General features: G+C 57.4%; 18 protein-coding genes and 1 pseudogene. 10 read left to right on the top strand and 9 right to left on the bottom strand.

Translation table 11 applies throughout. From position 1 onward, the window contains the following. Nucleotides 1-37: 37 nt before the first annotated feature. The 5 genes from PMI28_RS10965 to glcC form a co-directional block, all read right to left on the bottom strand. Nucleotides 38-562 (bottom strand): gamma carbonic anhydrase family protein, encoded by a 525-nt coding sequence (locus PMI28_RS10965; RefSeq protein ID WP_007988482.1) that lies wholly within the window; start codon nucleotides 560-562, stop codon nucleotides 38-40. Nucleotides 563-574: 12 nt separating this feature from the next. Further along, complete coding sequence (locus PMI28_RS10970; protein WP_007988481.1) at nucleotides 575-1,765, bottom strand: CaiB/BaiF CoA transferase family protein; 1,191 nt, start codon at nucleotides 1,763-1,765, stop codon at nucleotides 575-577. 24 nt (nucleotides 1,766-1,789) lie between these two features. Next, nucleotides 1,790-2,719, bottom strand: a complete 930-nt coding sequence (locus tag PMI28_RS10975; protein WP_007988479.1) for a hydroxymethylglutaryl-CoA lyase — start codon at nucleotides 2,717-2,719, stop codon at nucleotides 1,790-1,792. A gap of 106 nt (nucleotides 2,720-2,825) precedes the next feature. Beyond that, nucleotides 2,826-3,737, bottom strand: a complete 912-nt coding sequence (locus PMI28_RS10980; RefSeq protein WP_033063458.1) for a LysR substrate-binding domain-containing protein — start codon at nucleotides 3,735-3,737, stop codon at nucleotides 2,826-2,828. After that, nucleotides 3,737-4,507: a transcriptional regulator GlcC gene (gene glcC / locus PMI28_RS10985; protein ID WP_007988474.1), complete on the bottom strand. Its 771-nt coding sequence runs from the start codon at nucleotides 4,505-4,507 to the stop codon at nucleotides 3,737-3,739. The genes PMI28_RS10980 and glcC overlap by 1 nt, the downstream gene beginning before the upstream one ends. A gap of 204 nt (nucleotides 4,508-4,711) precedes the next feature. On the opposite strand from glcC, the gene glcD reads away from it, so the two are divergent. The 5 genes from glcD to PMI28_RS11010 are packed head-to-tail and all read left to right on the top strand — an operon-like array spanning nucleotide 4,712 to nucleotide 11,160. Then, nucleotides 4,712-6,211, top strand: a complete 1,500-nt coding sequence (gene glcD / locus PMI28_RS10990) for a glycolate oxidase subunit GlcD (protein WP_007988472.1) — start codon at nucleotides 4,712-4,714, stop codon at nucleotides 6,209-6,211. Further along, nucleotides 6,211-7,275: a glycolate oxidase subunit GlcE gene (glcE, locus tag PMI28_RS10995; RefSeq protein WP_007988471.1), complete on the top strand. Its 1,065-nt coding sequence runs from the start codon at nucleotides 6,211-6,213 to the stop codon at nucleotides 7,273-7,275. The genes glcD and glcE overlap by 1 nt, the downstream gene beginning before the upstream one ends. A gap of 3 nt (nucleotides 7,276-7,278) precedes the next feature. Further along, on the top strand, nucleotides 7,279-8,520 hold the full coding sequence (gene glcF / locus PMI28_RS11000) for a glycolate oxidase subunit GlcF (protein ID WP_007988469.1): 1,242 nt from the start codon (nucleotides 7,279-7,281) through the stop codon (nucleotides 8,518-8,520). Then, nucleotides 8,517-8,918, top strand: a complete 402-nt coding sequence (locus PMI28_RS11005) for a heme-binding protein (RefSeq protein ID WP_007988467.1) — start codon at nucleotides 8,517-8,519, stop codon at nucleotides 8,916-8,918. The genes glcF and PMI28_RS11005 overlap by 4 nt, the downstream gene beginning before the upstream one ends. A 55-nt stretch (nucleotides 8,919-8,973) precedes the next feature. Next, on the top strand, nucleotides 8,974-11,160 hold the full coding sequence (locus tag PMI28_RS11010) for a malate synthase G (protein WP_007988465.1): 2,187 nt from the start codon (nucleotides 8,974-8,976) through the stop codon (nucleotides 11,158-11,160). 299 nt (nucleotides 11,161-11,459) lie between these two features. Here PMI28_RS11010 and PMI28_RS11015 read toward each other — a convergent pair whose 3' ends face one another. Next, nucleotides 11,460-12,470 (bottom strand): zinc-dependent alcohol dehydrogenase family protein, encoded by a 1,011-nt coding sequence (locus PMI28_RS11015; protein ID WP_007988463.1) that lies wholly within the window; start codon nucleotides 12,468-12,470, stop codon nucleotides 11,460-11,462. Between the two features lie 178 nt (nucleotides 12,471-12,648). Between PMI28_RS11015 and PMI28_RS11020 the strand changes: the two genes are divergently transcribed. From PMI28_RS11020 to PMI28_RS0128700, 3 genes and pseudogenes are all read left to right on the top strand, one after another. Further along, nucleotides 12,649-13,563, top strand: a complete 915-nt coding sequence (locus PMI28_RS11020) for a LysR family transcriptional regulator (RefSeq protein WP_007988461.1) — start codon at nucleotides 12,649-12,651, stop codon at nucleotides 13,561-13,563. 20 nt (nucleotides 13,564-13,583) lie between these two features. Further along, nucleotides 13,584-13,778 (top strand): annotated as a pseudogene (locus PMI28_RS29775) (tyrosine-type recombinase/integrase); the annotation flags it as partial. A 216-nt stretch (nucleotides 13,779-13,994) separates the two neighbouring features. Beyond that, complete coding sequence (locus PMI28_RS0128700; RefSeq protein WP_007988457.1) at nucleotides 13,995-17,981, top strand: ATP-binding protein; 3,987 nt, start codon at nucleotides 13,995-13,997, stop codon at nucleotides 17,979-17,981. 228 nt (nucleotides 17,982-18,209) lie between these two features. Here the strand turns inward: PMI28_RS0128700 and PMI28_RS0128695 are convergent, their stop codons facing one another. From PMI28_RS0128695 to PMI28_RS11030, 3 genes are all read right to left on the bottom strand, one after another. After that, entirely contained in the window at nucleotides 18,210-18,512 is a 303-nt protein-coding gene (locus PMI28_RS0128695) for a hypothetical protein (RefSeq protein WP_033063447.1), read from the bottom strand. 1,163 nt (nucleotides 18,513-19,675) lie between these two features. Next, entirely contained in the window at nucleotides 19,676-20,128 is a 453-nt protein-coding gene (gene rnhA / locus PMI28_RS11025) for a ribonuclease HI (protein ID WP_007988455.1), read from the bottom strand. A gap of 93 nt (nucleotides 20,129-20,221) precedes the next feature. Beyond that, nucleotides 20,222-20,980, bottom strand: a complete 759-nt coding sequence (locus PMI28_RS11030; RefSeq protein WP_007988453.1) for a class I SAM-dependent methyltransferase — start codon at nucleotides 20,978-20,980, stop codon at nucleotides 20,222-20,224. A 65-nt stretch (nucleotides 20,981-21,045) separates the two neighbouring features. On the opposite strand from PMI28_RS11030, the gene gloB reads away from it, so the two are divergent. Further along, on the top strand, nucleotides 21,046-21,813 hold the full coding sequence (gloB, locus tag PMI28_RS11035; RefSeq protein WP_007988451.1) for a hydroxyacylglutathione hydrolase: 768 nt from the start codon (nucleotides 21,046-21,048) through the stop codon (nucleotides 21,811-21,813). A gap of 99 nt (nucleotides 21,814-21,912) precedes the next feature. Further along, the gene (locus PMI28_RS11040) at nucleotides 21,913-23,343 is read left to right on the top strand and encodes a transglycosylase SLT domain-containing protein (RefSeq protein ID WP_007988449.1); all 1,431 of its coding nucleotides are present in this window, start codon (nucleotides 21,913-21,915) and stop codon (nucleotides 23,341-23,343) included. Nucleotides 23,344-23,590 lie beyond the last annotated feature (247 nt).

The following is a 23,590-nucleotide window of genomic DNA, read 5'->3' as shown; positions in this document are numbered from 1 at the left end:
GAGAGGCCACGTCCGTCAAGGACCCGGCCCGACGGGTTTAGCTGATTCGAACCAATTTGTCCCTGTAAATCTGACCCTTGACCACATATTCCCGGGCATTACTGTGCATGCCGGCGATGGCTTCAGGTGTGAGCTCTCGCACGACCTTGGCTGGTGCGCCCAGGACCAGGGAGTTGTCCGGGAACACCTTGCCTTCGGTGACAATCGCGCCGGCACCGACCAGGCAGTTCTTGCCGATGACCGCACCATTGAGGACAACCGCCTGAATCCCGATCAGCGCTCCATCGCCGATAGTGCAGCCATGCAGCATGGCCTGGTGGCCGATGGTGACGCCCTCGCCCACCGTCAGCGCAAATCCGGGGTCGGCGTGCAACACCGCACCTTCCTGCACGTTGCTGTGCTGACCAATTCGGATCGGCTCGTTGTCTCCACGCAGAACAGCCTGGGGCCAGACACTGACGCCCTGCTCCAGCGTGACATTGCCGATGACAGTGGCATCTTCAGCGACGAAGGTTTCGGCGTGGATGGCGGGGATAAGCGTGTCGTATCGATAGATAGCCATGGCAGCTCCTCCTCAGGCCTGAGCATCAGTTTTCAGAACACCGGCGGCACACAGTTCGGCAATGTGTTCGTCGCTGTAGCCCAGTTCGCGCATAACCTTGTGTGTGTGCTCGCCGATGCGTGGAATCGATCGACGGGGTTGCAGACGTTCGCCATCCAGGGACAACGGCAGCAATGGCATGGCAGTGAACGATCCGTCTTCAAGTTCCAGATTCGCCAGCCCACCGCTTTGCAGCAGGTGAGGATCTTCAAACAACTCTTCCGGGCGACGAATCGGTGCGAATGGAATACTGTGGGCTTCGAGCTGTAGCGCCAGTGCCTGAGCATCCATGGTCGCGAAGACTTCAGCCAGGTGAGCCAGCAGCCGTGGGCGTTGCAGCACCCGGTCGTTGTTGGTGGCGAGGGTCTGGTCGTCGAGCAGCGCGGTCTGGCCCAGCAACTGACACAAGGCGTTCCACTGACCTTCGCCGGTGGCAGCGACGAACATCTGCTCACCGCCAGCGAACTCGAACACGTCATAGATCGCCCAGGCACTGATGCGGTTCGGCATCGGCGCGGCCGCCTGCCCGGTCACGGCGTATTGCTGCATATGTTGGGCGGCGAGCAATACGCAGTTTTCGTAGAGCGCGCTCTGCACCTCACGACCGACGCCGGTGACGTTGCGGTCGTTGAGCGCGGCAAGCACGCCGATGGCACCGAACATCCCGCCCATGATGTCGTTCACTGAACTGCCGGCACGCAGCGGCCTGCCGACGGGGCCGGTCATGTAGGCCAGACCGGCCATCATCTGCACCACCTCATCCAAAGCCAGGCGATTGTCGTAAGGACCGTTGAGAAAGCCTTTGTGCGAGGCATAAATGATGCGCGGGTTGCGCTCACGAATCGCGACGTAGCCGAAGCCGAGTTCCTGCATGCGGCCGGGTTTGAAGTTCTCGATGAACACGTCGGCGGTGTCGATGAGCTCCAGCACGGCGTCGCGCCCCTGGGGGGTGTTGACGTCGATGGCAATGCACTGTTTGTTGCGGTTGAAGGTGCGAAAGAACCCGGCACCGGCACCCAGCAGGCGGCGCGTGCCGTCGCCCCGGGTCGGCTCGATCTTGATCACCTCGGCACCGAGGTCACCCAGGATCATCCCGCAGGTCGGCCCCATCACCATATGAGAAATTTCAACGACACGAATGCCGTCCAATGGAAGTCTGGACATTAGCGTTTTCCTCGATCGGCAGGCTCAGGCGCGACTGGCAACTGGCGGGTAATTGAGTGGCAGACCGGCACGGGCAATGCAGCCGTAGAGGGTTTCGTCCGGCAACGCATCGCGCAGCACGTCCCGTGATGCGATCAGTGCAGCCAGGTCGATACCGGTGTCGTAACCCATGCTTTGCAGCATGAACACCAGGTCTTCAGTGACGGTGTTGCCGGACGCGCCCGGTGCGAACGGGCAGCCGCCCAACCCGGCCAGAGAGGAGTCGAGCTCGGTGATGCCTTGCTGCACGGCCACCAGGCTATTGGCGAGCGCCAGACCGCGGGTGTCATGGAAATGCGCGGCCCTGAGTTTGTCACCGGCAATGGCGCGAACCGCCTGCAAGGTGATCGCCACTTGGCCGGGATTGGCATAGCCTGTGGTGTCGCCGAGCGAAACCAGATCGCAACCGACTTCAAGCACGCGGCCGGTCAATTCGCACAGGTCGCTCAGCGGCACATCACCCTGGCGGGTGCAGCCGAAGGCCACGGACATCCCGGCGATTATTTGAACGTTGTACAAACCCATTTCGGTCCGCAGCTGGCACATCCGCGCCAACTCTTCGACCATCTCCAGCGGTGTACGGCGCACATTGGCCAGGCTATGGGCGGCGCTCACGGAAACGGGTGCAATGATGCGGTGGGCACCGGACTCAAGCGCATCGCGGCTGCCGCGCAGGTTGGGCGCCAGCACCGAGACAACCAGATCCGGATAACTCAAGGCGTGGGCCACGACTTCTTTGGCATCGGCCATCTGCGGTAGCAGTTTGGCGGGCACGAAGGATGCAACTTCCATGTAACGCACGCCGGCGGCATAGGCGGCATCGATCCAGTGGCGTTTGGCTGAAGTAGGCATGATGGCTTGAAGGCTTTGCAAACCATCGCGCATACCGACTTCGTTGATTGTTATTGTTGTCATCAAAAGGCTCTCACAGGCTGAAGCGTGATTTCAGATTAGAGAGCCATGGAAGTAGCGAAAAGACGTCATTTACGGGTTGATCCATCGTCAACCGCGATGGATGCGATCAAGGCCGGGATTGACGCGGTGGAGCGCGTAAAAGCAGGTGATCCAGCAACCGTCGTGCCGACAGCGATAGCGCATCGCGATCACGCACACATATGACAAACTCCCCCAATGCCCAATCGTCGGTCAAAGGAATGATGTTCAAGTCAAACAACGGGGCGTATCGCGCAACCGCTTCCAGCGGGAACACCGCCAGACCCAAGCCGAATTGCGCCAGACGGAAGGCTGCGTCAAACGACGACACATAGGAGCGAAACCGCAGCTCATGGCCGTGTTGCTCCGCTTCATTGCGCATAAAGTTATTGAGCGTGGCGAAAGCCGACAACCCTAAATGGTCAAAGGCAAGGGTCTCTCCAAACGCAATGCTGGTGCGATCGGCCAAGGGATGATTGGCGCCCACGACGACGGCCAGATGGTCCTGTCGATAGGGCAGAAACTCCAGATCACCTACCGCCATCGATCGTCGACAAATGCCCAAGTCGGCGTTGCCCTCAGCCACGCCTCGCACTACATCGGGACTGAAACGCTCTTCGATGTCGGCCTGGATTCTTGGATGCTCCAACATGAAGTCAGACAGTTCTTCCGGCAGAAACTCCATGATCGACGAGATGTTTGCCAACACCCGAACATGTCCTCGAGCGCCCTCGGCGTATTCGCTGAGCTCGCTGTCGAGCCGTTCCATCGCTCGCGTCAGAGACCGAGCATGCCGCAATAGCGCCAACCCCGCCGGCGTCGGTTCAACCCCGCGTTTGCTGCGTTTGAGCAGCGGTGTACCAAATCGCGCTTCGATGTCGGAAATCCGTTTACTGACCGCCGATGGCGCGATGAATGCCCGTTCGCTGGCGCGCGCAATAGTGCCTTCCTCACAGACCAGAATGAACAGGCGCAAGGAAAAATGATCCAGGTGCTGCATCATGTCCACCCCTCAAGTCGCATCGTGGCCCTAACCAGACGTTGCTCTTCGTTTTCAATTTCCTTGAGGTTCTCGCAGATACTCTGGATGTGCGCAATGGCCGCCTTGCGCGCTTGCTCCGGCATCCGCCCGGTCACTGCGTTGTAGAGCCGTGCATGGTGACGATCGATTTGACGCTTTTGCGGTTCGCGGTGGTAGAGGTTGTTGACCGAGGCAAACACAGTGTTGAGCAGTAGGTCCGTCAGCGAGCGCAAGGTTTGCACCAGCACCGGGTTGTGCGAAGCCTCGCAAATCGCCAGGTGAAACGCATGATCGAGTCGGGCGTGTTCTGAGGCCTCCAGCGAACGCGTATGGGCATCGAGCAAGGCCTCGTAGCTGCGGGTGATCAGGACGAAATCTGCATCGGTGCCACGCAGGGCTGCCAGGCGTGCTGACTCGCCTTCCAGCAGGCTACGGACCTCAAACAAATCGTAAAGCGTGCGTGGCTGAGAGCTGAACAGGTGCATCAGCGGTGACGCGGCACCTTGCCCCGAAAGATCGGCGACAAACGAGCCCTTGCCCTGCTCCGTCTTGATGATCCCGCGAGCACGCAGCAGCTTCAGCCCTTCGCGAAGTGCGGTGCGGGAGACGCCGAGCTTTTCCGTCAGACGTCGTTCAGAGGGCAACAGCTGGCCGGTCTTCAATACGCCATCGACGATCAGTCTCTCAATCCGCTCACAGACCACGTCAGCCACTTGTACGGCGCGCACCTCACTGGTATGACCAGCCATAACCCTTCACTCCTGCCGCTTGAACAAACTTCACAAGCTATTGTTTTTATTTATTTTTTTTTAATACATCAGAAAACAACGCATAAAAAACTGGTTCGACCAGTATTCACAAACGTAGACAGTATTACCCCTGCGACCAATGATGCAAGCGCGCCCCATAGCGCTGGCCCGTCATAACAATAAGCAAGGGTTGCCTGTGCCTCTATGAATATTCTCTACGACGAACGCGTTGACGGAGCTCTTCCGGCCACCGATCAACATGTGCTTCTGCAAGCATTGCTTGAGCAGATGCCAGACCTGGAAGTCCTTCACAGCCAGGAAGAACTCAAGCCTTATGAGTGTGATGGCCTGTCTGCCTACCGCACCACGCCCATGCTGGTGGTTTTGCCCCATGAGATCGAGCAAGCCGAGAAACTGCTGAAGATCTGCCATCAACTGCGTATTCCTGTGGTTCCTCGCGGAGCCGGTACTGGCCTGTCCGGCGGCGCACTGCCCCTGGAGAAAGGTGTGCTGTTGGTCATGGCGCGTTTCAACAGGATTCTCGAAATCGACCCCAATGGGCGGTTTGCCCGAGTACAACCGGGGGTTCGCAACCTGGCCATCTCTCAGGCAGCGGCGTCCCATGGCTTGTATTACGCACCAGACCCCTCCTCGCAAATCGCCTGCTCCATCGGCGGCAACGTCGCGGAAAACGCCGGCGGCGTGCACTGCCTGAAATATGGCCTGACCGTGCACAACTTGCTGAAGGTGGAAATGCTTACGGTCGATGGCGAACGCCTGACTTTGGGTTCTGACGCCCTCGACTCGCCTGGTTTTGATCTTCTCGCGCTGTTCACCGGCTCCGAAGGCATGCTCGGGGTAATCACCGAGGTCACGGTCAAGTTGCTGCCCAAACCGCAGTCGGCCAAGGTGCTGCTGGCGGCATTCGATTCCGTGGAAAAGGCTGGCAGAGCGGTCGGTGACATCATCGCCGCCGGCATCATCCCCGGCGGTCTGGAGATGATGGACAACCTGGCCATCCGAGCCGCCGAGGATTTCATCCACGCCGGCTACCCGGTCGACGCCGAAGCCATACTGCTGTGTGAACTCGACGGTGTAGAAGCCGACGTTCACGACGACTGCGATCGGGTCCGTCAGGTGCTGGAACAGGCCGGTGCCACCGAAGTGCGCCTGGCCAGAGACGAGACCGAGCGTGTGCGTTTCTGGGCCGGGCGCAAGAATGCCTTTCCGGCGGTGGGTCGCCTTTCGCCGGATTATTACTGCATGGACGGCACCATCCCGCGCCGTGAATTGCCCGGTGTGCTCAAGGCCATCGCCGAGCTGTCGGCCGAGTATGGCTTGCGGGTGGCCAACGTGTTTCACGCTGGCGACGGCAACATGCATCCGCTGATTCTGTTCGATGCCAATCAACCGGGTGAACTCGATCGCGCTGAAGCCCTGGGCGGCAAGATCCTCGAATTGTGCGTGAAGGTCGGTGGCAGCATTACCGGTGAACACGGCGTGGGCCGGGAGAAAATCAATCAAATGTGCGCGCAGTTCAACAGCGATGAGCTGACCGTGTTCCATGCCGTCAAAGCCGCCTTCGATCCGAGTGGCTTGCTCAACCCCGGCAAGAACATTCCGACGCTGCACCGATGCGCCGAGTTTGGCGCCATGCACGTTCATTTGGGTCAGATGCCTTTCCCTGAATTGGAGCGTTTCTGATGCGCAGCGAACACGATTTCGACGACAGCGCCTCGCTGCTGGAGCAGGTCAACCAGGCGCTGCAAAACGCCACGCCGTTGCGTATTCAAGGCTCCAACAGCAAGGCGTTTCTTGGACGCATCGTGGCGGGTGAAGTGCTCGACACGCGCAGCCACCGAGGCATCGTCAGCTACGACCCGACCGAACTGGTGATCACCGCCCGCTGCGGCACCCCACTGGCAGAACTGGCTGAAGTGTTGGACGCCGCGCAGCAGATGTTGCCCTGCGAACCGCCTTCCTTCGGCGACGGCGCCACCGTCGGCGGCATGATCGCCAGCGGGCTGTCGGGACCACGGCGCCCCTGGTCTGGATCCGTCAGGGACTTTGTCCTCGGCACGCGGGTCATCACCGGTCATGGCAAGCTTTTACGCTTCGGTGGCGAAGTCATGAAAAACGTTGCCGGCTACGACCTGTCGCGCTTGATGGCCGGCAGTTATGGCTCGCTGGGCGCGGTCACCGAAGTCTCACTCAAGGTCCTGCCCAAGCCGCGTCAAACCTTAAACATCAGCCTGGAAATGGACAGTGACCGCGCCTTGCTGCGCCTCGCCGAATGGGGCCAGCAACCGTTGCCGATCAGTGCTGCGTGCCACGATGGGCAGCGCCTGCACCTGCGGCTTGAGGGTGGCGAAAGCTCGGTGGCAGCAGCCCATGACCGATTGGGCGGCGAGTTGCTCGACGCCTCGTACTGGGATGATCTCAACGAACATCGATTGAGCTTCTTCGATGAGGACCAGGCACTTTGGCGCCTGTCCGTCCCTCACAGCACGCCTCGGCTTTCCCTGCCGGGCCGACAACTGATCGACTGGGGCGGCGCCCAGCGCTGGCTCAAATCTGACGCGGAGGCGTCGTTCATTCGCCAGGTCGTCGAAGAGGTCGGCGGCCATGCCACCTGCTTCAGCCATGGCCTGATCGAAAGCCCGTTCCAACCGTTGCCTGACGCATTGATGCGCTACCACCGGAACTTGAAGCAACAACTCGATCCCCGGGGCATCTTCAACCCCGGACGCCTGTACGCGGAGCTTTGAACCATGCAGACCACCCTGAGCGAACACGCCCGCCAACTGCCCCGCGCCGAAGAAGCCGAAAGCATCCTGCGCACCTGCGTGCACTGCGGTTTCTGCAATGCCACTTGCCCGACCTATCAATTGCTCGGCGATGAACTGGATGGACCGCGAGGCCGCATCTATCTGATCAAGCAGGTTCTGGAAGGTAACGAAGTCACGCAAAAGACCCAACAACACTTGGATCGCTGCCTGTCGTGCCGTAACTGCGAAACCACCTGCCCTTCCGGCGTCGACTACCACAACTTGCTGGATATCGGCCGGGCGGTGGTCGATGCGGCGGTGCCACGCCCACTTGGTCAGCGGTTGTTGCGCGAGGGTTTGCGCAGCGTCGTCCCCAATCCGGTGCTGTTCAAAGGGCTGGTCAGCAGTGGCCAGGTGTTCCGGGCGCTGTTGCCCAACACCTGGCAGATAAAGTTGCCTCGCCGCGTCTATCCGGCCAAGCCGCGCCCGGTCACTCGCCACGCCCGGCAGGTACTGATGCTCGAAGGTTGCGTACAACCGAGTCTGTCACCCAATACCAACGCAGCCGCCGCCCGAGTGTTGGATCGACTGGGGATCAGCGTCACCGCAACCCGCGAAGCCGGTTGCTGCGGTGCCGTGGATTATCACCTGGACGCTCAGGCGGCTGGCCTGGATCGCGCCCGCCGCAACATCGATGCTTGGTGGCCGAGCATTGAAAACGGTGCCGAAGCCATCGTGCAAACCGCCAGCGGTTGCGGCGCTTTCATCAAAGACTATGGTCACCTGCTCAGCACCGACCCGGTCTATGCCGAAAAAGCTAAAAAGGTCAGTGCCCTGGCCAAGGATCTGGTCGAAGTGCTGCGCGACGAGCCGCTGGAAAAGCTCGGTATCCACAGCAACCAGCGCCTTGCATTCCATTGCCCCTGCACCTTGCAGCACGCGCAAAAACTGGGTGGCGCGATTGAAGCGATTCTGACGAATCTGGGCTTCAACCTCTCACCGGTCCCCGACAGTCACCTGTGCTGCGGCTCGGCGGGCACCTATTCGCTGACCCAACCCGAACTGTCCCAACAACTGCGCGACAACAAGCTCAATGCGCTGGAAAGCGGACATCCCGAAGTCATTGTCACGGCCAATATCGGCTGTCAGTCCCACCTCGACGGTGCGGGCCGAACCCCTGTCAGGCACTGGATCGAACTGGTCGAAGCCGCCTTGCCCTCACCGAGTACTGGAGAATCCCCATGAAAAGCAAAGCCGTACTGAGCCAGACCGAAGTCAGCCAAATCCTCGCGGCTGCACGCACCGAAGCGCAGAACAACCAATGGGCCGTGACCATCGTGGTTGTCGATGACGGCGGCCATCCTCTTGCTCTCGAGCGCCTGGACGGTTGCGCTCCGATTGGCGCCTACATCGCCACAGAAAAGGCCCGCACTTCGGCCCTCGGTCGGCGCGAATCCAGAGGTTATGAAGAGATGGTCAATGGCGGGCGCCACGCCTTTTTGTCGGCGCCATTGCTGACGTCCCTTGAGGGCGGCGTGCCGATCATCGTCGACGGCCAGGTGGTCGGCGCGGTCGGGGTGTCCGGGGTCAAAGCCGAGCAGGACGCACAAGTAGCCAAAGCCGGCGCGCAATGCCTGAACTGAATTGAGCCGGGCGCGGATTAGCGCTCGATAACACTGTGTGATGGAGATGCAAAAAGTGACCGATTTCGTGAACTGCCAAGGCCTCAAGGTCGCGCCTGTCTTGCAACGTTTCGTTGATCTGGACGTGCTGCCGGGAACCGGCCTGGCCCCTCAAGCGTTCTGGAGTGGTTTCGCCGCACTGGTGCATGAACTGGCACCTATCAACCGCGCGCTGCTGGCTGAGCGTGATCGCCTGCAAGCCGAACTGGACACTTGGCACCGCGCCCATCCGGGACCAGTGACGGACATGCCGGCTTATCGCAGCTTCCTGAGCGGTATCGGTTACCTGCAACCGAAACCCGTAGACGTCAAGGTCAGCACCGCCAACGTCGATACGGAGATCAGTGTGCAGGCCGGACCTCAACTGGTTGTCCCGGCCGTCAACGCGCGTTATGCGTTGAATGCCGCCAATGCCCGTTGGGGATCGCTGTACGACGCGCTCTACGGCACCGATGTGATTTCCAATGACGGCGGCGCCGAACCGGGCCGGACTTACAACCCGGTGCGCGGGGCGAAAGTCATCTCTTTTGCCCGCGCCTTCCTGGATCAGGCATTCCCCTTGAGCAGCGGCTTCCATGCCGAGGTGGCGCGTTACCGAATCGACAACGGCACACTGGAAGCCACCTTGAAAGACGGCAGCCAAGCCGGCTTATCGAACTTCGCGCAGTACATCGGCTACCAGGGTTCGCTCACTGATCCCACGGCCATTTTGCTGAAAAACAACGATCTGCACGTCGAGATCCAGATCGATCGCCAGAGTGTCATCGGTCAGGTTGACACTGCCGGCATCAAGGACCTGCTAATCGAAGCAGCGCTCTCGACTATCATTGATTGTGAAGACTCGGTGGCCGCGGTCGACGCAAATGACAAGGTGCAGGTGTACCGCAACTGGCTGGGGTTGATGAAGGGCGACCTGAAAGAGGACCTGCAGAAAAACGGTAAAACCATCACGCGACGGCTGAATCCAGACCGTGAGTACACCGCCGCCAATGGCAGCTCGCTGTCGCTGCACGGGCGGTCGCTGCTGTTCATTCGCAACGTCGGGCACCTGATGACCAGCCCCGCGATTCTCGACAAAGACGGACTGGAAATCCCGGAGGGCATTCTCGATGGCGTCATCACCAGCCTGATTGCCCTGCATGACCTGCAATGCCACGGTAACTCCCGGACCGGTAGCGTCTACATCGTCAAACCGAAAATGCACGGCCCCACCGAAGTCGCCTTCGCCGAGCAATTGTTCAGCCGCATCGAAGACCTGCTCCAGCTCGAACGTCATACCCTGAAAATGGGCATCATGGACGAGGAGCGGCGCACCAGCGTCAACCTCAAGGCCTGCATCGCGGCAGCCTCCTCACGAGTCGCATTCATCAACACCGGTTTCCTGGATCGCACCGGTGACGAGATGCATACCGCCATGGAAGGGGGCGCGATGCTGCGCAAGGGCGACATGAAAAATACCCCGTGGATCGAGGCCTACGAGCACAACAACGTGCTAGTGGGCCTGGACTGTGGATTGCGCGGCCGGGCCCAAATCGGAAAAGGCATGTGGGCCATGCCGGACCGGATGGCCGATATGCTCAAACAGAAAGCCGGCCACCCGAAAGCAGGCGCGAACACGGCATGGGTGCCCTCTCCGACCGCCGCTACCTTGCACGCGCTGCATTACCACCAGGTCAACGTACGAAGCGTGCAAGCGTCACTTGAAAAGACAGATTTCAGCAGCGTCAGCCAGACACTGCTGGAGGGTTTGCTCAGCGTGCCCGTGGTGACCGACAAACCATGGTCGGCGGACGAGATTCGTCAGGAAGTCGAAAACAATGCGCAAGGTTTGCTGGGGTATGTGGTGCGTTGGGTCGAACAAGGTATTGGCTGCTCCAAGGTGCCCGACATCCATAACGTGGGGTTGATGGAAGATCGCGCGACCCTGCGCATTTCCAGTCAGCACATGGCCAACTGGCTACGACACGGAGTCATAACCAAGGACCAGACCGTCGAGATTTTGCAGCGCATGGCGCGGGTCGTCGATGAGCAGAACGCCGGTGATCCGATCTACAGGCCTATGGCTCCGGACTTCGAGCAGTCGGTTGCATTTCAAGCGGCCTGCGCACTGGTGTTCGAGGGATGCGCACAACCTAATGGCTATACCGAACCGCTGTTGCACAAGTTTCGACTGAAATTCAAAAGGAACGGGTTCCAACTTTAGTATGAACTCGCTTTTTTCCCTTACGCCCTATGTCCTGCATAGGGCGTTTTGCTATCCGGGACAGCGATACGGTCGGAATTGCTCGCCCGTGTCGAACTGGGAGTCCAGCCATTGAAGTTCAGTGACGTATAGTTTTTTGCAACACCGCATTCTGAGGTAGAGCACGATTTCTCGCTCAGCCAAAATCTAAAGGTAGAAAGGAATGTCTGGCTGCTTGCAGCTGAAGCAGACATTCTGCGACAGGACTTTTACTATGCTTCGTGATGAAAAAAGGCGCCATTCCGGCGCCTTCAAAATTATCAGGCGATCTTGATGACCACTTTTCCAAATGCCCCCTTGGCGAGATGCTCATAGGCTTCACGTGCCTTTTCAAACGGATAGACCCGATCAATGACCGGTCGAATCTTGTGTTTGTTCAAGAACAGGTTCATTCGGTCAAACGATGAGCGCGGGGCTACGGCAATACCACGTATGGTCGTCTGGCGAAAAATGAGTGGCATCAGATTGAGATGGACGGTCTGCCCCGCCAAAAATCCAATCTGCGCAATGCGGCCGGCTGCCTTAGTGGCCGCAATAGACTGGTTGATACCGCTTCCGCCAGCCACATCCAGCAGCAGGTCAACGCCTTTACCGCCGGTGAGTTTGAGCACTTCATCCTCCCAATTCGGCGTGCTCCGGTAGTTGATACCCGCCACGGCCCCCAAATTCATCACGGTTTGCAAGTTCTGGTCGCTACTGGAGGTTGCGATGACTTTCGCGCCAAGCGCAATGGCGATCTGCACCGCAAAAATGGAAACGCCGCCGGTTCCCTGAACCAACACAGTTTGCCCTGGTTGAATCTGCCCGAAATCTACAAGCGAGTACCAGGCAGTCAGCGCCGCTATGGGCAAAGTTGCCGCTTCTTCGTCGCTCATGTTCTCTGGCGCTCGCACTGCACTATCTTCATGGATGATCATGTACTCCGCCAACCCGCCCGGAAGTGGGGAGCCGAAGCAGTAATCCGGTTCATCCGGGCCCGGTTCACCATCCAGCCATCGGGAATAGAGGTGCGAATTGACTCGATCACCCACTTCAAAGCGCGTGACGCTGTCACCGACCGCAACCACAGTGCCGGCAGCGTCACTAACAGGAATCAGGGGTTTCGGTACCATGTGAGGCTCATAGATGCCATCCACGATGGCCTTGTCGCGAAAGTTGAGCGAAACGGCCCCTACTTTTACAAGTAACTCGCCATCCCTCGGCTCAGGGGTCCGGACCTCACCCATCTCCAAATTATTGAGCCCGAAATCTTTTAGCAACCAAGCCTTCATTGCGAATCTCCAACACGTTGTCTGTGGCGGCATGGCCAAAGCTCGGCACTGCCTTGGACGTATCTTTCGCTTTATGTGGAGCGCAATAAATGCGTATAAAAGGACATAATTGTTCTACTCACAGGCAACAATAACTTTCTGAATGAGACAAGGCGTCAAAGTCCGCATAGGAACGATCATGGAACTGCTTCAATCGATGAAATTATTCGCCAGACTCGCCGAGCTCGGCAGCTTCACCAAGGCAGCCGAGTCATTGGATATTGGGCGTCCGCAAGTCACTCGCTACATTAAGGAGCTGGAATCTTCGTTAGGTGTGCGTTTGTTCCAGCGCACCACTAGAAAGGTGGCGCTCACTGCAGAGGGCGAGCGATTCTACGAACGAGTGCAGGATATTCTCGGAAGCATTTCTGCCGCGACTTCAATGTTTGACCGATCCGGAGCAACAATTGGGGGGCGACTTCGAATCGATATACCGACCGCATTCGCTCAAGCTGAATTCATGGAAGGCTTGAAAGATTTCACCACAGAGTTTCCGGGAATCACAATGATTCTGGGAGTGACTGACAGGACAGTTGATCTGGTGGGTGAAGGGATTGATTGTGCTCTGCGCATAGGTGAATTGCCGGACTCAACCTTGATCGCGCGCTCGGTTGGAATGGCGACAATGGTGACGTGCGCAGCCCCAAAATATCTACACGAGCGTAACGAACCAAAACACTTGGAGGATCTCGTGGATCATAGAGGCGTTAACTTCCTGTCCGGACAAAACAACAGGATTTTACCTTGGCATTTCTCAGTTGACGGCCAGGACAGAGCCTATATCAGCGATGCAGGAATCACCGTTACAGAGTCAAATGCCTATGTTCAATGTGGTGTGGCAGGCTTCGGTATCATACAAGCGCCAGGAATTGCTGTAGGCCAATATCTGAGTAGCGGCGCCTTGATAGAGATTTTAATACCCTATCGCCCTACCCCTCGACCTGTCACCGTCCTGCATCCAAGTCGGGCGCATATCGCACCACAAGTGCAAGTGTTTATCGAATGGTTACAAGAGCGTTTTCCACAACTTCATCCTGGCTGGCTGGAACAATAGGCGACTGAAAAGCCGATGCAGCCATTGGCCTGGACCCAACCATGTATGGCCCTCACACGTTACGGCGAACCAAAGCATCACTGATGTATCGCAGGACGAAGAATCTGAGAGTAGTCCAACACCTGCTTGGTCATACGAAGCTTGGAAGCACCGTCAGATACCTGGGCATCGAGGTCGATGATGCCCTGGAAATGTCGGAACAGACAAAGGTCTGACCATCCACTGCGACGGTCGAGGTTAGACCATCGCAGTGGATGGTCAGAAACGATCTCTGAGTTGCTTCCATTCGCCACAATAAATCGCGAGCATAGTGCTGGAGTTCGGAAAGTGACCTGGCCAGTAGGCCTGAATTAAGTAGTTAGCCGAAGGCCAAGTTTTTTCGTCTCCAAAGCGTTAGCCTGTATCCCATAGATGATGCCAAGGATGTCCTCATGCAAGCTGCCCCTCCGACGCAAGCCGAAACTCTGGATCTGGAGAACTGCACGCTAGATCAAATCGTTGATGTGCTTTGTGCCGGTCAACCGATCAGCCTTCCTCAGGGCGCGGGCCAATTTTCCCTAGACCTTGAAGATGCTCGCCTCGCGATGGGATTTTATGCAGGACGGCGGGATCTCTGGGCACAGGCAAAACCCGTTTCAAGCAGCGAGGTTGATCAACTACTCGGTGCCATTGGCAAGCCGCAGCCACATGTGCCTCGCAGCCATGTAGCGAGTTCCGCAGCTTCGCGTCCTTGTTGGCGACTCCAAGAGTTTCGAGCCCATCGTTTTGCTGGGCTTCAGCGTCACTGCGATTCAGCCGGAAAAGCACCTGAGACTCTAACCATTCGACTTGATCGTAACGTTACCTGCATCTGGGGGTTCAACGGCGCCGGTAAATCCGCATTGCAGAGTGCGATCATGTGGTGCCTAACCGGTAAGGCACATCGTTCTCAACACAAGCCATCGGAGGTACACAATCCAATCACCGTCGACGTAATGTCAACGAATGGCGAGAGCGATACTAATACCAGTTTCACATTACCCGTGATCGTCCCATTGCCTTCAGCGTCAGATCTCTCGCTGCTAGGCGACCGTCCCGAGTGTGACACATGGGTGGAGCTGGATCTGCGGGACCAAGATGGAAACGATGTAACCGTCAGACGCGAGCTGACGCGAAATATCAGAGGAACTGTCTCTGTGAGCGTAAGTGGCTTAGACGACTTACGGCTGCCACAGTGGGCCATCGAAGCTGGTACGTTGATGCCTGCTATCGCTGCAAATATGCGCTTCGATGAAAAGACAAGCTTTGCCGAGGCAATCGCTCAGCTAACAGGTTTGCGGCCATTGCAGGATCTGGGCATGCGTTTACCACGCCTTGTCCGACGCTTGGAGAAGGACGACACCGACACTGCCATAGATGCCAAGGATGCTGCTCGTATTCATTTCATAGACAGCAAGGCTTCGTTTCTCGACGCTTGGCGCGCACAGGCTGAGACGCTTGGTCCTGAGCCCGATTTACTGACACCTGAAAAGGTAAGCCCTGAACAAAGTTGTAGCGGCTCGATCGCAACCGTTCGCGAGAAGCTCGTCCAGCACCAAGCAAGTGGTCTGAGCGATATTGAGACGATTCTTGGCAGCACGACCTCGTTGTCAACGCCAGAGCGCAGTCAAACCCTCCTTGGCCAGCTCGCCTCGGCAAGAGAGCAATTAACCGGCGCAGCTCTGAAAGGACTTCCCTCACTTCGAACCATCCAACAGATCGAGGAAATCAGCGACGCGGATCGAATCGTCGTCCTCGCTAAACTGGAAGAGCTTGCACAACGAGCTGCAGATCAGGTCAAGCGTCAGCAGAACAAGGAACAAGCAGCACGCCAGCAGTTATACACAATGGTTGCGCTGTGGCACCGGCGGCAACACCCAGATAAACCGATCTCTGACTGCCCAGTCTGCGGTTCAGATCTGGTCAAAGTGCCACCTGACGCCCTCTTAGACTCCGACGTCGCTAGCGCTCTTCAAGCAGGGCTTCAGGCGCACCAGGACGCAACAAAATCACTTGCGGATTGGCAACAGGGCGCTGCGAGTGAGCTGCTGGAGTCGCTACCGGAGACCCTGAAAATCTTTGCCGAATACAAGGGGCGCGGTACCGTTCTCGATCTTTATAAAAATGCTTATGTCAACGAGGCACTCAAGGACCAATCTTTCGCAGCGGACCTTCAACCAATCCAAAGGAATGCACGGAAGCTTTGGGACCACTTGATCAAAGCGCATTCGCTTTCTGCCGAACAAGCCGATTTTATCAGCTTGCCTCAAGAGCTTTCGTCGGGGGTGCTGGCCAGCCGATTTGCCAATTTACAGCACGTAGTAACGTTGAGTACGCAGCGTATAGCGGTCAAGGCAGCAATGCAGACGCTTTTGGCAAACTACCTGGGAGTCGGATCATTTTCCCGGGGCGAGAAAGTCGACGACGTCCCCGATTTGATCAACCTGCCAATCAGGCACCAGTTGTCAGCACTGCACCAGGCGATTACCACTTCAGAGCCGTTAATTGCCTTAACGCGGCAGATTGACGTCATAGAGGAGGCTCGTAAGCGCTGGGTGGCCGCGAGTCAACGACTTAGGCTGATCAAACGCGCAGCCGCAGCGATACAGCAACTGACACTTTTACCACAATTGGTTGAATATCAAGTCCAAGGCCTGATTCAGTTACTAGAGACTCGTACAACCGCTTGGCTCGATCTGATTTATCGTCCTCATTACAATGGTGGACCACGGTATCTCGGACTAGATCCTGCTCGCACTCAAGGGGTAGGGCTATACGCCGGGCTAGGTGCAGTACGCGTCCAAGCTCACGAAATAATGAACTCATCTCATCTGCGAGCTTGTGTATGGGCGTTCGTTTTCAGCCTATGGGAGCGCATTCGAGAACGCTCTGGCGCGTTGGAGGTGTTACAGCTGGATGATCCACAGACCTTCTTTGATCCTATTAATACCGAGAATCTTGCCGCAGCAGTACCAGCTCTAGTAAAAGCGGGTATGGCGATCATCATCACGTCCAACGACAATCGGTTCATCGCCGCAGTAAAAGACAAGTTACCGAGAAGCTCCTCCACGACTCCATCATGGACCATGTTGCAGATTAGCCCTTTGTCTGCGTCCAGGTTGACAATTGCTCTGACTCCCACGCTCGAAGAGGTAAATGAACGTCGCCAAGCATGGTGTAACGACTCCAATGACGTTGCGGCGAGCCAAGAGTTTGTGGAACGCGTTAGGCTGCATATCGAGAACCGCTTGTGGGACTTGCTCGCAGCTGACCCTATGCTGCTCTACAAACCAACCCTAGCGGACCTGATCGCTCACATAGCCAGTGCACGCAATGCTGGAGAATTACCTTTCCAAGAGCCTCCGTTCGAAAAGCTGCTGAGTTGTAACTCGTTGAAACCTGGCACCCACTTTTACACAACGATCAACCAAGCCCATCATGACCTTCGAAAAATTACGCCCCATGATGCCGCAGCCGTTGATGAAGGCTTTTCAGAGGTTGACCGGCTGATAAGAAGCTGCGCAGCAGCTTATGCAAGGTTCATGGGACGGTTGACTCGAGACGATGAAGAACTTTTCTTTGCGACAGCACCAGAAGCACCCACTGTATTAGCTCATAACGAGCAGAAATTTCGTGTACTTGGTGACTTTAGCGCTCAAACACAGACAGAGGTCGCTTCACCCGCTGAGCCCCCAAGTGCGGTCTCATTGGACTCGCTGGGGAATGTGGCACTGTATGCGATCCATGGTGATTCACTTGGCGCCCTCGCAAGACAGGGACAAGTGGTGATTGTCTCTCTTGAAAAGGCAGCAAAATGCGGCGATCCAGTCATCGCTCTATATAGCGATAAGACGTTCGCCAGACGTTACCACTCAGATAAAACTGATATCAGCAAATTGATGCTGGCTTGTGAGCAATCCGTTAGCGAGAAGGTTGCGCCTGCATTGGCATTGCCGCGAAATAAAGTCCGTCTAATGCCCATCGTCGGTGTCCTCTACGACTCAATTGCGCAAGTCGGTGCAGGTGAGGCCAGATATATCGACAACAGCAAAGTTTTTGGAGCGCCGTTGGTAATCGCTCGTATTGTTGACCACAGCGGCTACCCATTAATTCGTCATCGCGACTGGGTGCTGTTGGAACCCCTACAGATTTCCTGTTCGGAGGACTTAGAGGCACTGCGTGGTGAGCTAGTAACGTTGGTAGCCAGCCGTGACGGGGACCGCAAAGCTTATTTGAAGCGAGTAGGAATGCCCGTTAGCGGAGAGCTGCGAATCTTCGACAGCGTAGGCACCTTCGGAGACGCAATAGCCATAACCTGCAAAGCCCAAGCATCCTCCCACATGCTGCAATTGATGGATGCGTGGCGCGTTCGAGGGGTGCTGCGTGGTATTTCTGATTGATTTGCTAATTTGTAATTTGCATCGCCCAAACGATCGCTCGAAGGTCTGGAGCTAGGCCGCAGGGACCTGAAGGGCTCACTCAATGGTGAGCCACCTCCCAGAGCCATCCGAACGGAACAGGTCTCCTCCCGACGGTCGCTCAAAAAGAGGGAGTTACCGTGCAGTTGCCGTTTTTTCAGATTGACAGCCACTAACTTTCTCGCAGGAAAAATCCGAAAAATAGTTAGATTAGGTAAGTATCTGATTTATGGAAGACAAACCAGATTTAACAGTTAGCAGAGCTCCAGAAGGAGTGGAGTCGAAGATCGCAGATTCACAGACAATGCTAATCCGAGCGGCGAGCACCGTGAGGGGTACCGAAACAAACAGCTTTTCGGCGCTGGCTACAGGTTCTGGCAATGACGCGTCGATTTCATCAAGGACATCCACGATGCCAGCTGCACGTGAATCGCCTGATATCAGGTGAGCAAGTGTCCAGAGCGCTTTTCGTCGAGCAATCTCACGATAGACCAGATCTTCATCTGCAGTCATGGGGGTTGCTCCAGTACACGCGTGTTTGCAGTTGGAGCCTGAAATGTCAGTGTGGCCGCCGGCCGAACCCACGCTCGCCACGGAGCTGTTCCTCTCAACGAACTCTTTCGACGAATTCAGCTCGTGCTGTATTTCTTAGAAGACTGAGTCGAGCCCAGGATGATTGCTTGACTCGTGTAGCTCAGCCACTAATTGCGCCAGCTCTCGCCCTTGGGTCATTGGCATTTGGATAGGCGGCCCAGCCAAGCCCTACGTGAATCTACCACTCATTTGAGGCGGCTTTGAGTAACAGCATCAATCAGTTCAGACACGGTATGAACATCTGCTTTTGGCCGATTGTGTTGAAAAAGTCAGCTTCAGTTTCCACGGCAGAAAAGTACGCGTCTGAGATAGAAATCTGTGTTTTGCGCAGAAGGTTCAGGGCTCAGATTTGACGTAGCAGCGCGCAAAATAGGCGCTTTCACCGCTCAATGCATGGGTCGCCAGGCCGGGTCGACTTTTTCAACACAATCGACCGTTAACCGCCTTTCATGGCAAGAAAACTGGTTCGTCAAGTCTATTGCCGCCAGCGGCTAGACCGAATGCAAGTACCTGATTAAGTCGAACGCAGCCAGACTGTCAACTGGAGCGCAATTTCGCATCTACACCCCGCCGCATTCGCGGAGAAAATGCGGTTAATGTAAGTGGGTGGGACGTCGTCGGAGGAAGGGCAAACTTTAATGCGCTGGCTGATTCTGCACTGAAACAGTGTCAAAATGCCTTTTTTCAAAATGTAAACGATGGAGATCCAATGTAGCTCATCGTTTACATTTTTGGCTCATTCAGACTGCAAACTCACCCCATCAGAATCAATAAGATTGGCTGTATGTCTCATAATTTCAATACTTTAAACATGCCAAATGGCGCGCTAACTAGGCTGATTACAGGGTTGACAAGTAGCTAGAAGAACTCAACGGATCTGGTGGCCATCAGTGCTCAGCTCTCAATCGGTCAATCGTGCAAAAGCGGCGATGTTAACACGCCCGCCGGGGTCTTTCAGATACACCGAGTCGCCACCTTCGCGAGCAAGCCCGCTCCCACAAGGGATCTGTGGCGTATGGAGATCAATGTGGGAGCGGGCTTGCTCGCGAAGGCCATGACTCGGTCCATCGCTTGAACCCGAATCAGTCCTGCTTGTACCCGCGCACTTCATCGACGCCGCGGTTGGCCAACTGGTCGGCCCGTTCGTTGCCGTGATGGCCAATGTGCCCGCGCACCCATTTCCAGGTGACCTTGTGACGGTTGACCTGCTCGTCGAGCAACTTCCACAGGTCAGCGTTTTTCACCGGCTCTTTCGCCGCGGTTTTCCAGCCGCGCTTCTTCCAGTTGTCCATCCACTCGTTGATGCCTTTCATCACGTACTGGGAATCGGTCACCAGCAGCACGTCGCAGGGACGCTTGAGCTCTTCCAGGCCACGGATCGCGCCCATCAGTTCCATGCGGTTGTTGGTGGTATTGGCTTCGCCGCCCCAGAGTTCCTTTTCGACGCCCTTGCACACCAGCAATGCGCCCCAGCCGCCAGGGCCAGGGTTGCCTTTGCAGGCGCCGTCGGTGAACAGTTCTACGCTATCGCTCATGCCAATCTATCCAGAAAAATGCGCTGGCTCGCCGATCGCTGATCGACGACGCCCGAAGCCGGGACAGGCCCGGCCGCAAATAAAAAGTGTGTATTACGGTTCGATATTGCGACGGTTGACCTTGGCCATCGGCAAAGGGATCAACTTGCCCATCGGCTCGCGACGTTCCTGACGGACTGGCCGCAAACCCACCACGATCTTGCGCGCCACCAATAAATAGAAGCCGCCGCCCGACAACTGCCAGTCACCGGCCTTGCGCTCCCAACCGGCCAGGCGGGTCTGCCACGCCGGTGACGCGAGCGGCGGACGATAGCACCCGAAGCGGCGTTTCTCCAGCGCGAAGCCCAGCAGGTTCAACCAGTCCGCGACCCGCGACGGCGAAATGCAGCGCGCCTTGCGCAGCGCATCCTGGGCAAACACATGCCGCAGGCCCCAACTGCTCCAGGGATTGATGCCAATGATCAGCAGATGCCCGCCGGGGCGAACGCTGCTGGCCGCTTCACGGAGCAAGCCGTGGGGCGACAGGCAGAAATCCAGGCCATGTTGCAGCACCACCACATCGGCAGCATGCTCGCTCAACGGCCAGGCCTGTTCCTCACAAACGATCTCGACCCCCGGCAATGGCGCGCCTAGGCGTACGTTGCGCTGCACCTGCGGCGCTGACGGCGGTGTCTGCGCCGACGGACCGTAATGCACCAGATAGCCACCAAAGAACCGCCCGAGCTCGTCTTCGAGCATGCGCCGCTCTTCGTCCAGCAAAAATTGCCCGAGGGGACCGGCGAGCCACTCGCGGGCCGCGCTGATCAACGCCAGCCAGTCAGGATCAGCCTGTGCGAACGCTTTATCAGTCATTGCATTCTCCAACACGCCAGGAAGTTCTAAGATGCGCCATTGATTTCCGTTTGGCGAATCCGACGATGATACAGATCACTGCCCTGCCCGCCTTCACCGACAACTACATCTGGTTGTTACAAGACCACGGCAGCAAGCGCTGCGCGGTCGTCGACCCGGGTGATGCCGCCCCCGTACAAGCCTGGCTTGCGGCCAATCCGGGCTGGGTACTGAGTGATATTTTGATCACTCATCACCATCATGACCATGTCGGCGGCGTCGAACAGCTGAAAAAAGCGACGGACGCAAAGGTCTATGGCCCGGCCAGCGAAACGATCCCGGCGCGGGACGTTGCGCTCAAGGACAACGACAAGATCAGTGTGCTCGGCTGGGACTTCGACATCCTTGCGGTCCCTGGCCACACCCTGGGGCATATCGCTTATTACCACCACGGGTTGCTGTTCTGCGGTGACACACTGTTTGCCGCCGGCTGCGGACGGTTGTTTGAAGGCACGCCACAGCAAATGTACAACTCGCTGACACGCCTCGCTGCATTGCCGGAAGACACGCTGGTCTACTGCACCCACGAATACACCCTCGGCAACCTGAAGTTTGCGGCGGCCGTCGAACCGGACAATCCGCACACCGCCGAGCGTCTGGCCAAAGTCACCCGCCAACGCGAATCCGCAATCATGACGCTGCCGTCGACACTGGCGCTGGAAAAGCTCACAAACCCGTTCTTGCGCGCCGCCGAAACATCCGTTAAAGAAAAAGCGGACGAACGGACCGGCACCGATAACTCGGCGCCCGATATGGTTTTTGCTGCGCTTCGAGCCTGGAAAGACAAGTTCTAAAGGGATCGCTCAAGGTTGCAACAATTCTGAAAGGTTGACCGCGCAGGGTGTGCTTTCTAGAATCGCCCGACATTTTTGCCCGGAACTTACTTCCAGCCAATGTCGTCACCTATTCGCAAAGCCATCAGTTCAGACGCATTGACCCGCTTGGCTCAAGCCATTGCGGTGGCTGTGTCCGCCACCCTGGCGGGCTGTTCCAGTCATGCGCCGCAGACCGATGCGGCGCACACGCCGAACATCGCCGCGCGCGCCAAGCAGAAGCCGATCTGGCTCAGCGAAAAACCCAGCCCGCAAATTCCACAGGACGTCTGGGAGCGCATGCGCCAGGGCTTCCAGTTGCAGGACGGGCTGGGCGTGAACCCGCGCATCGAGCAACAGCGCCTATGGTTCGCCAGCAATCCCTCCTTCCTCGAAAACGCCGGCGAGCGTGGCAGCCTCTACATTCACTACATCGTCGAACGCCTTGAAGAACGCAACATGCCGCTGGAACTGGCACTGCTGCCAGTGATTGAAAGTGCCTACAACCCGATGGCCTATTCCCGGGCCGACGCGGTGGGTCTTTGGCAATTCATCCCATCCACCGGGCGTTACTTCAACCTGCGTCAAACCCGATTCTATGATGGCCGTCGCGATATCACCGCGTCGACCACTGCCGCGATGGATTACCTGACCCGCCTGCACGACATGTTCAACGGCGACTGGTTGCTGGCCCTGGCGGCCTACAATGCCGGCGAAGGCACCGTCAGCCGGGCCATCGAACGCAACGAGCGTCTCGGCCTGCCGACCGACTACTGGAACCTGCCGCTGCCCTCCGAAACCCAGGCCTACGTGCCGAAGCTGCTGGCGCTGTCGCAAGTGGTGATGGCGCCGGAAGCCTACGGCGTGAACCTCAACCCGATCGCCAACGAGCCCTACTTCCAGGTCGTCGAAATCAACCAGCGCATGGACCTGTCCAAGGTCGCTGAAGTCGCCAACATCGACGAAGACGAACTGTTCCAGCTCAACCCGGCCTTCAAGCAGCGCACCACCATCGACGGCCCGCAGCATCTGCTGGTCCCGACCTCCAAGGCGCAACTGCTGACCAGCAGCCTGCAGACCATGCGTCCTGAAGAGTTGATCAGCAAGAAGTCGCTCAAGCCGGTCTTCGAAGGCGCCGACGATACCCAGGTCGCCAGCGCCAAGCGCTCCTACCGGGTCAAACGGGGTGACAACCTCGGCTCCATCGCCAAGGCCAACGACGTTGACGTGAAGGACCTGCAACGCTGGAACAATCTGACCGGCAAGAACCTCAAGCCCGGCCAGACCCTGGTCATGCAGGACAACAGCAAACGCAGCTCCGGGCGCGTCAACACCGTGATTGCAGCCAACACCAAGAAGCAGCAGACCAAGTACAAGGTCCAGCAAGGCGACTCGCTGTACATCGTGGCCAAGCGCTTTAACGTTGAAATGCAGCACCTCAAGCGCTGGAACCCGCGTGTCGGGCAGGCGCTGAAGCCCGGCCAGATGTTGACGGTGGCCAATCCGCATTAAAAAAGAGCCCCTGATTTCAGGGGCTTTTTTTGTGGCGAGGGAGCTTGCTCCCGCTCGGCTGCGAAGCGGTCGTAAAATCCAAACACGCGAGATATCAGAAAGCATCAGATATCAGCTTTTGGGGCCGCTGCGCGACCCAACGGGAGCAAGCTCCCTCGCCACAGGTTTCGAGCTCGACAAAACATATCCGCCACTATTAACCACGCATTTACCCCCCGTCTTTTTCCTGTCCATACAAGCTGTTACT

Source organism: Pseudomonas sp. GM48 (assembly GCF_000282335.1).
Classification (GTDB): Bacteria; Pseudomonadota; Gammaproteobacteria; order Pseudomonadales; family Pseudomonadaceae; genus Aquipseudomonas.
This window is presented reverse-complemented; position numbering and strand designations above follow the sequence as displayed.

What these genes read in the sequence shown, in the direction of transcription:
- PMI28_RS10965 (WP_007988482.1), bottom strand. Translation starts at nt 562, where the DNA reads ATGGCTATCTATCGATACGACACGCTTATCCCCGCCATCCACGCCGAA.
- PMI28_RS10970 (WP_007988481.1), bottom strand. Translation starts at nt 1,765, where the DNA reads ATGTCCAGACTTCCATTGGACGGCATTCGTGTCGTTGAAATTTCTCAT.
- PMI28_RS10975 (WP_007988479.1), bottom strand. Translation starts at nt 2,719, where the DNA reads ATGACAACAATAACAATCAACGAAGTCGGTATGCGCGATGGTTTGCAA.
- PMI28_RS10980 (WP_033063458.1), bottom strand. Translation starts at nt 3,737, where the DNA reads ATGCAGCACCTGGATCATTTTTCCTTGCGCCTGTTCATTCTGGTCTGT.
- glcC (WP_007988474.1), bottom strand. Translation starts at nt 4,507, where the DNA reads ATGGCTGGTCATACCAGTGAGGTGCGCGCCGTACAAGTGGCTGACGTG.
- glcD (WP_007988472.1), top strand. Translation starts at nt 4,712, where the DNA reads ATGAATATTCTCTACGACGAACGCGTTGACGGAGCTCTTCCGGCCACC.
- glcE (WP_007988471.1), top strand. Translation starts at nt 6,211, where the DNA reads ATGCGCAGCGAACACGATTTCGACGACAGCGCCTCGCTGCTGGAGCAG.
- glcF (WP_007988469.1), top strand. Translation starts at nt 7,279, where the DNA reads ATGCAGACCACCCTGAGCGAACACGCCCGCCAACTGCCCCGCGCCGAA.
- PMI28_RS11005 (WP_007988467.1), top strand. Translation starts at nt 8,517, where the DNA reads ATGAAAAGCAAAGCCGTACTGAGCCAGACCGAAGTCAGCCAAATCCTC.
- PMI28_RS11015 (WP_007988463.1), bottom strand. Translation starts at nt 12,470, where the DNA reads ATGAAGGCTTGGTTGCTAAAAGATTTCGGGCTCAATAATTTGGAGATG.
- PMI28_RS11020 (WP_007988461.1), top strand. Translation starts at nt 12,649, where the DNA reads ATGGAACTGCTTCAATCGATGAAATTATTCGCCAGACTCGCCGAGCTC.
- PMI28_RS0128700 (WP_007988457.1), top strand. Translation starts at nt 13,995, where the DNA reads ATGCAAGCTGCCCCTCCGACGCAAGCCGAAACTCTGGATCTGGAGAAC.
- PMI28_RS0128695 (WP_033063447.1), bottom strand. Translation starts at nt 18,512, where the DNA reads ATGACTGCAGATGAAGATCTGGTCTATCGTGAGATTGCTCGACGAAAA.
- rnhA (WP_007988455.1), bottom strand. Translation starts at nt 20,128, where the DNA reads ATGAGCGATAGCGTAGAACTGTTCACCGACGGCGCCTGCAAAGGCAAC.
- PMI28_RS11030 (WP_007988453.1), bottom strand. Translation starts at nt 20,980, where the DNA reads ATGACTGATAAAGCGTTCGCACAGGCTGATCCTGACTGGCTGGCGTTG.
- gloB (WP_007988451.1), top strand. Translation starts at nt 21,046, where the DNA reads ATGATACAGATCACTGCCCTGCCCGCCTTCACCGACAACTACATCTGG.
- PMI28_RS11040 (WP_007988449.1), top strand. Translation starts at nt 21,913, where the DNA reads ATGTCGTCACCTATTCGCAAAGCCATCAGTTCAGACGCATTGACCCGC.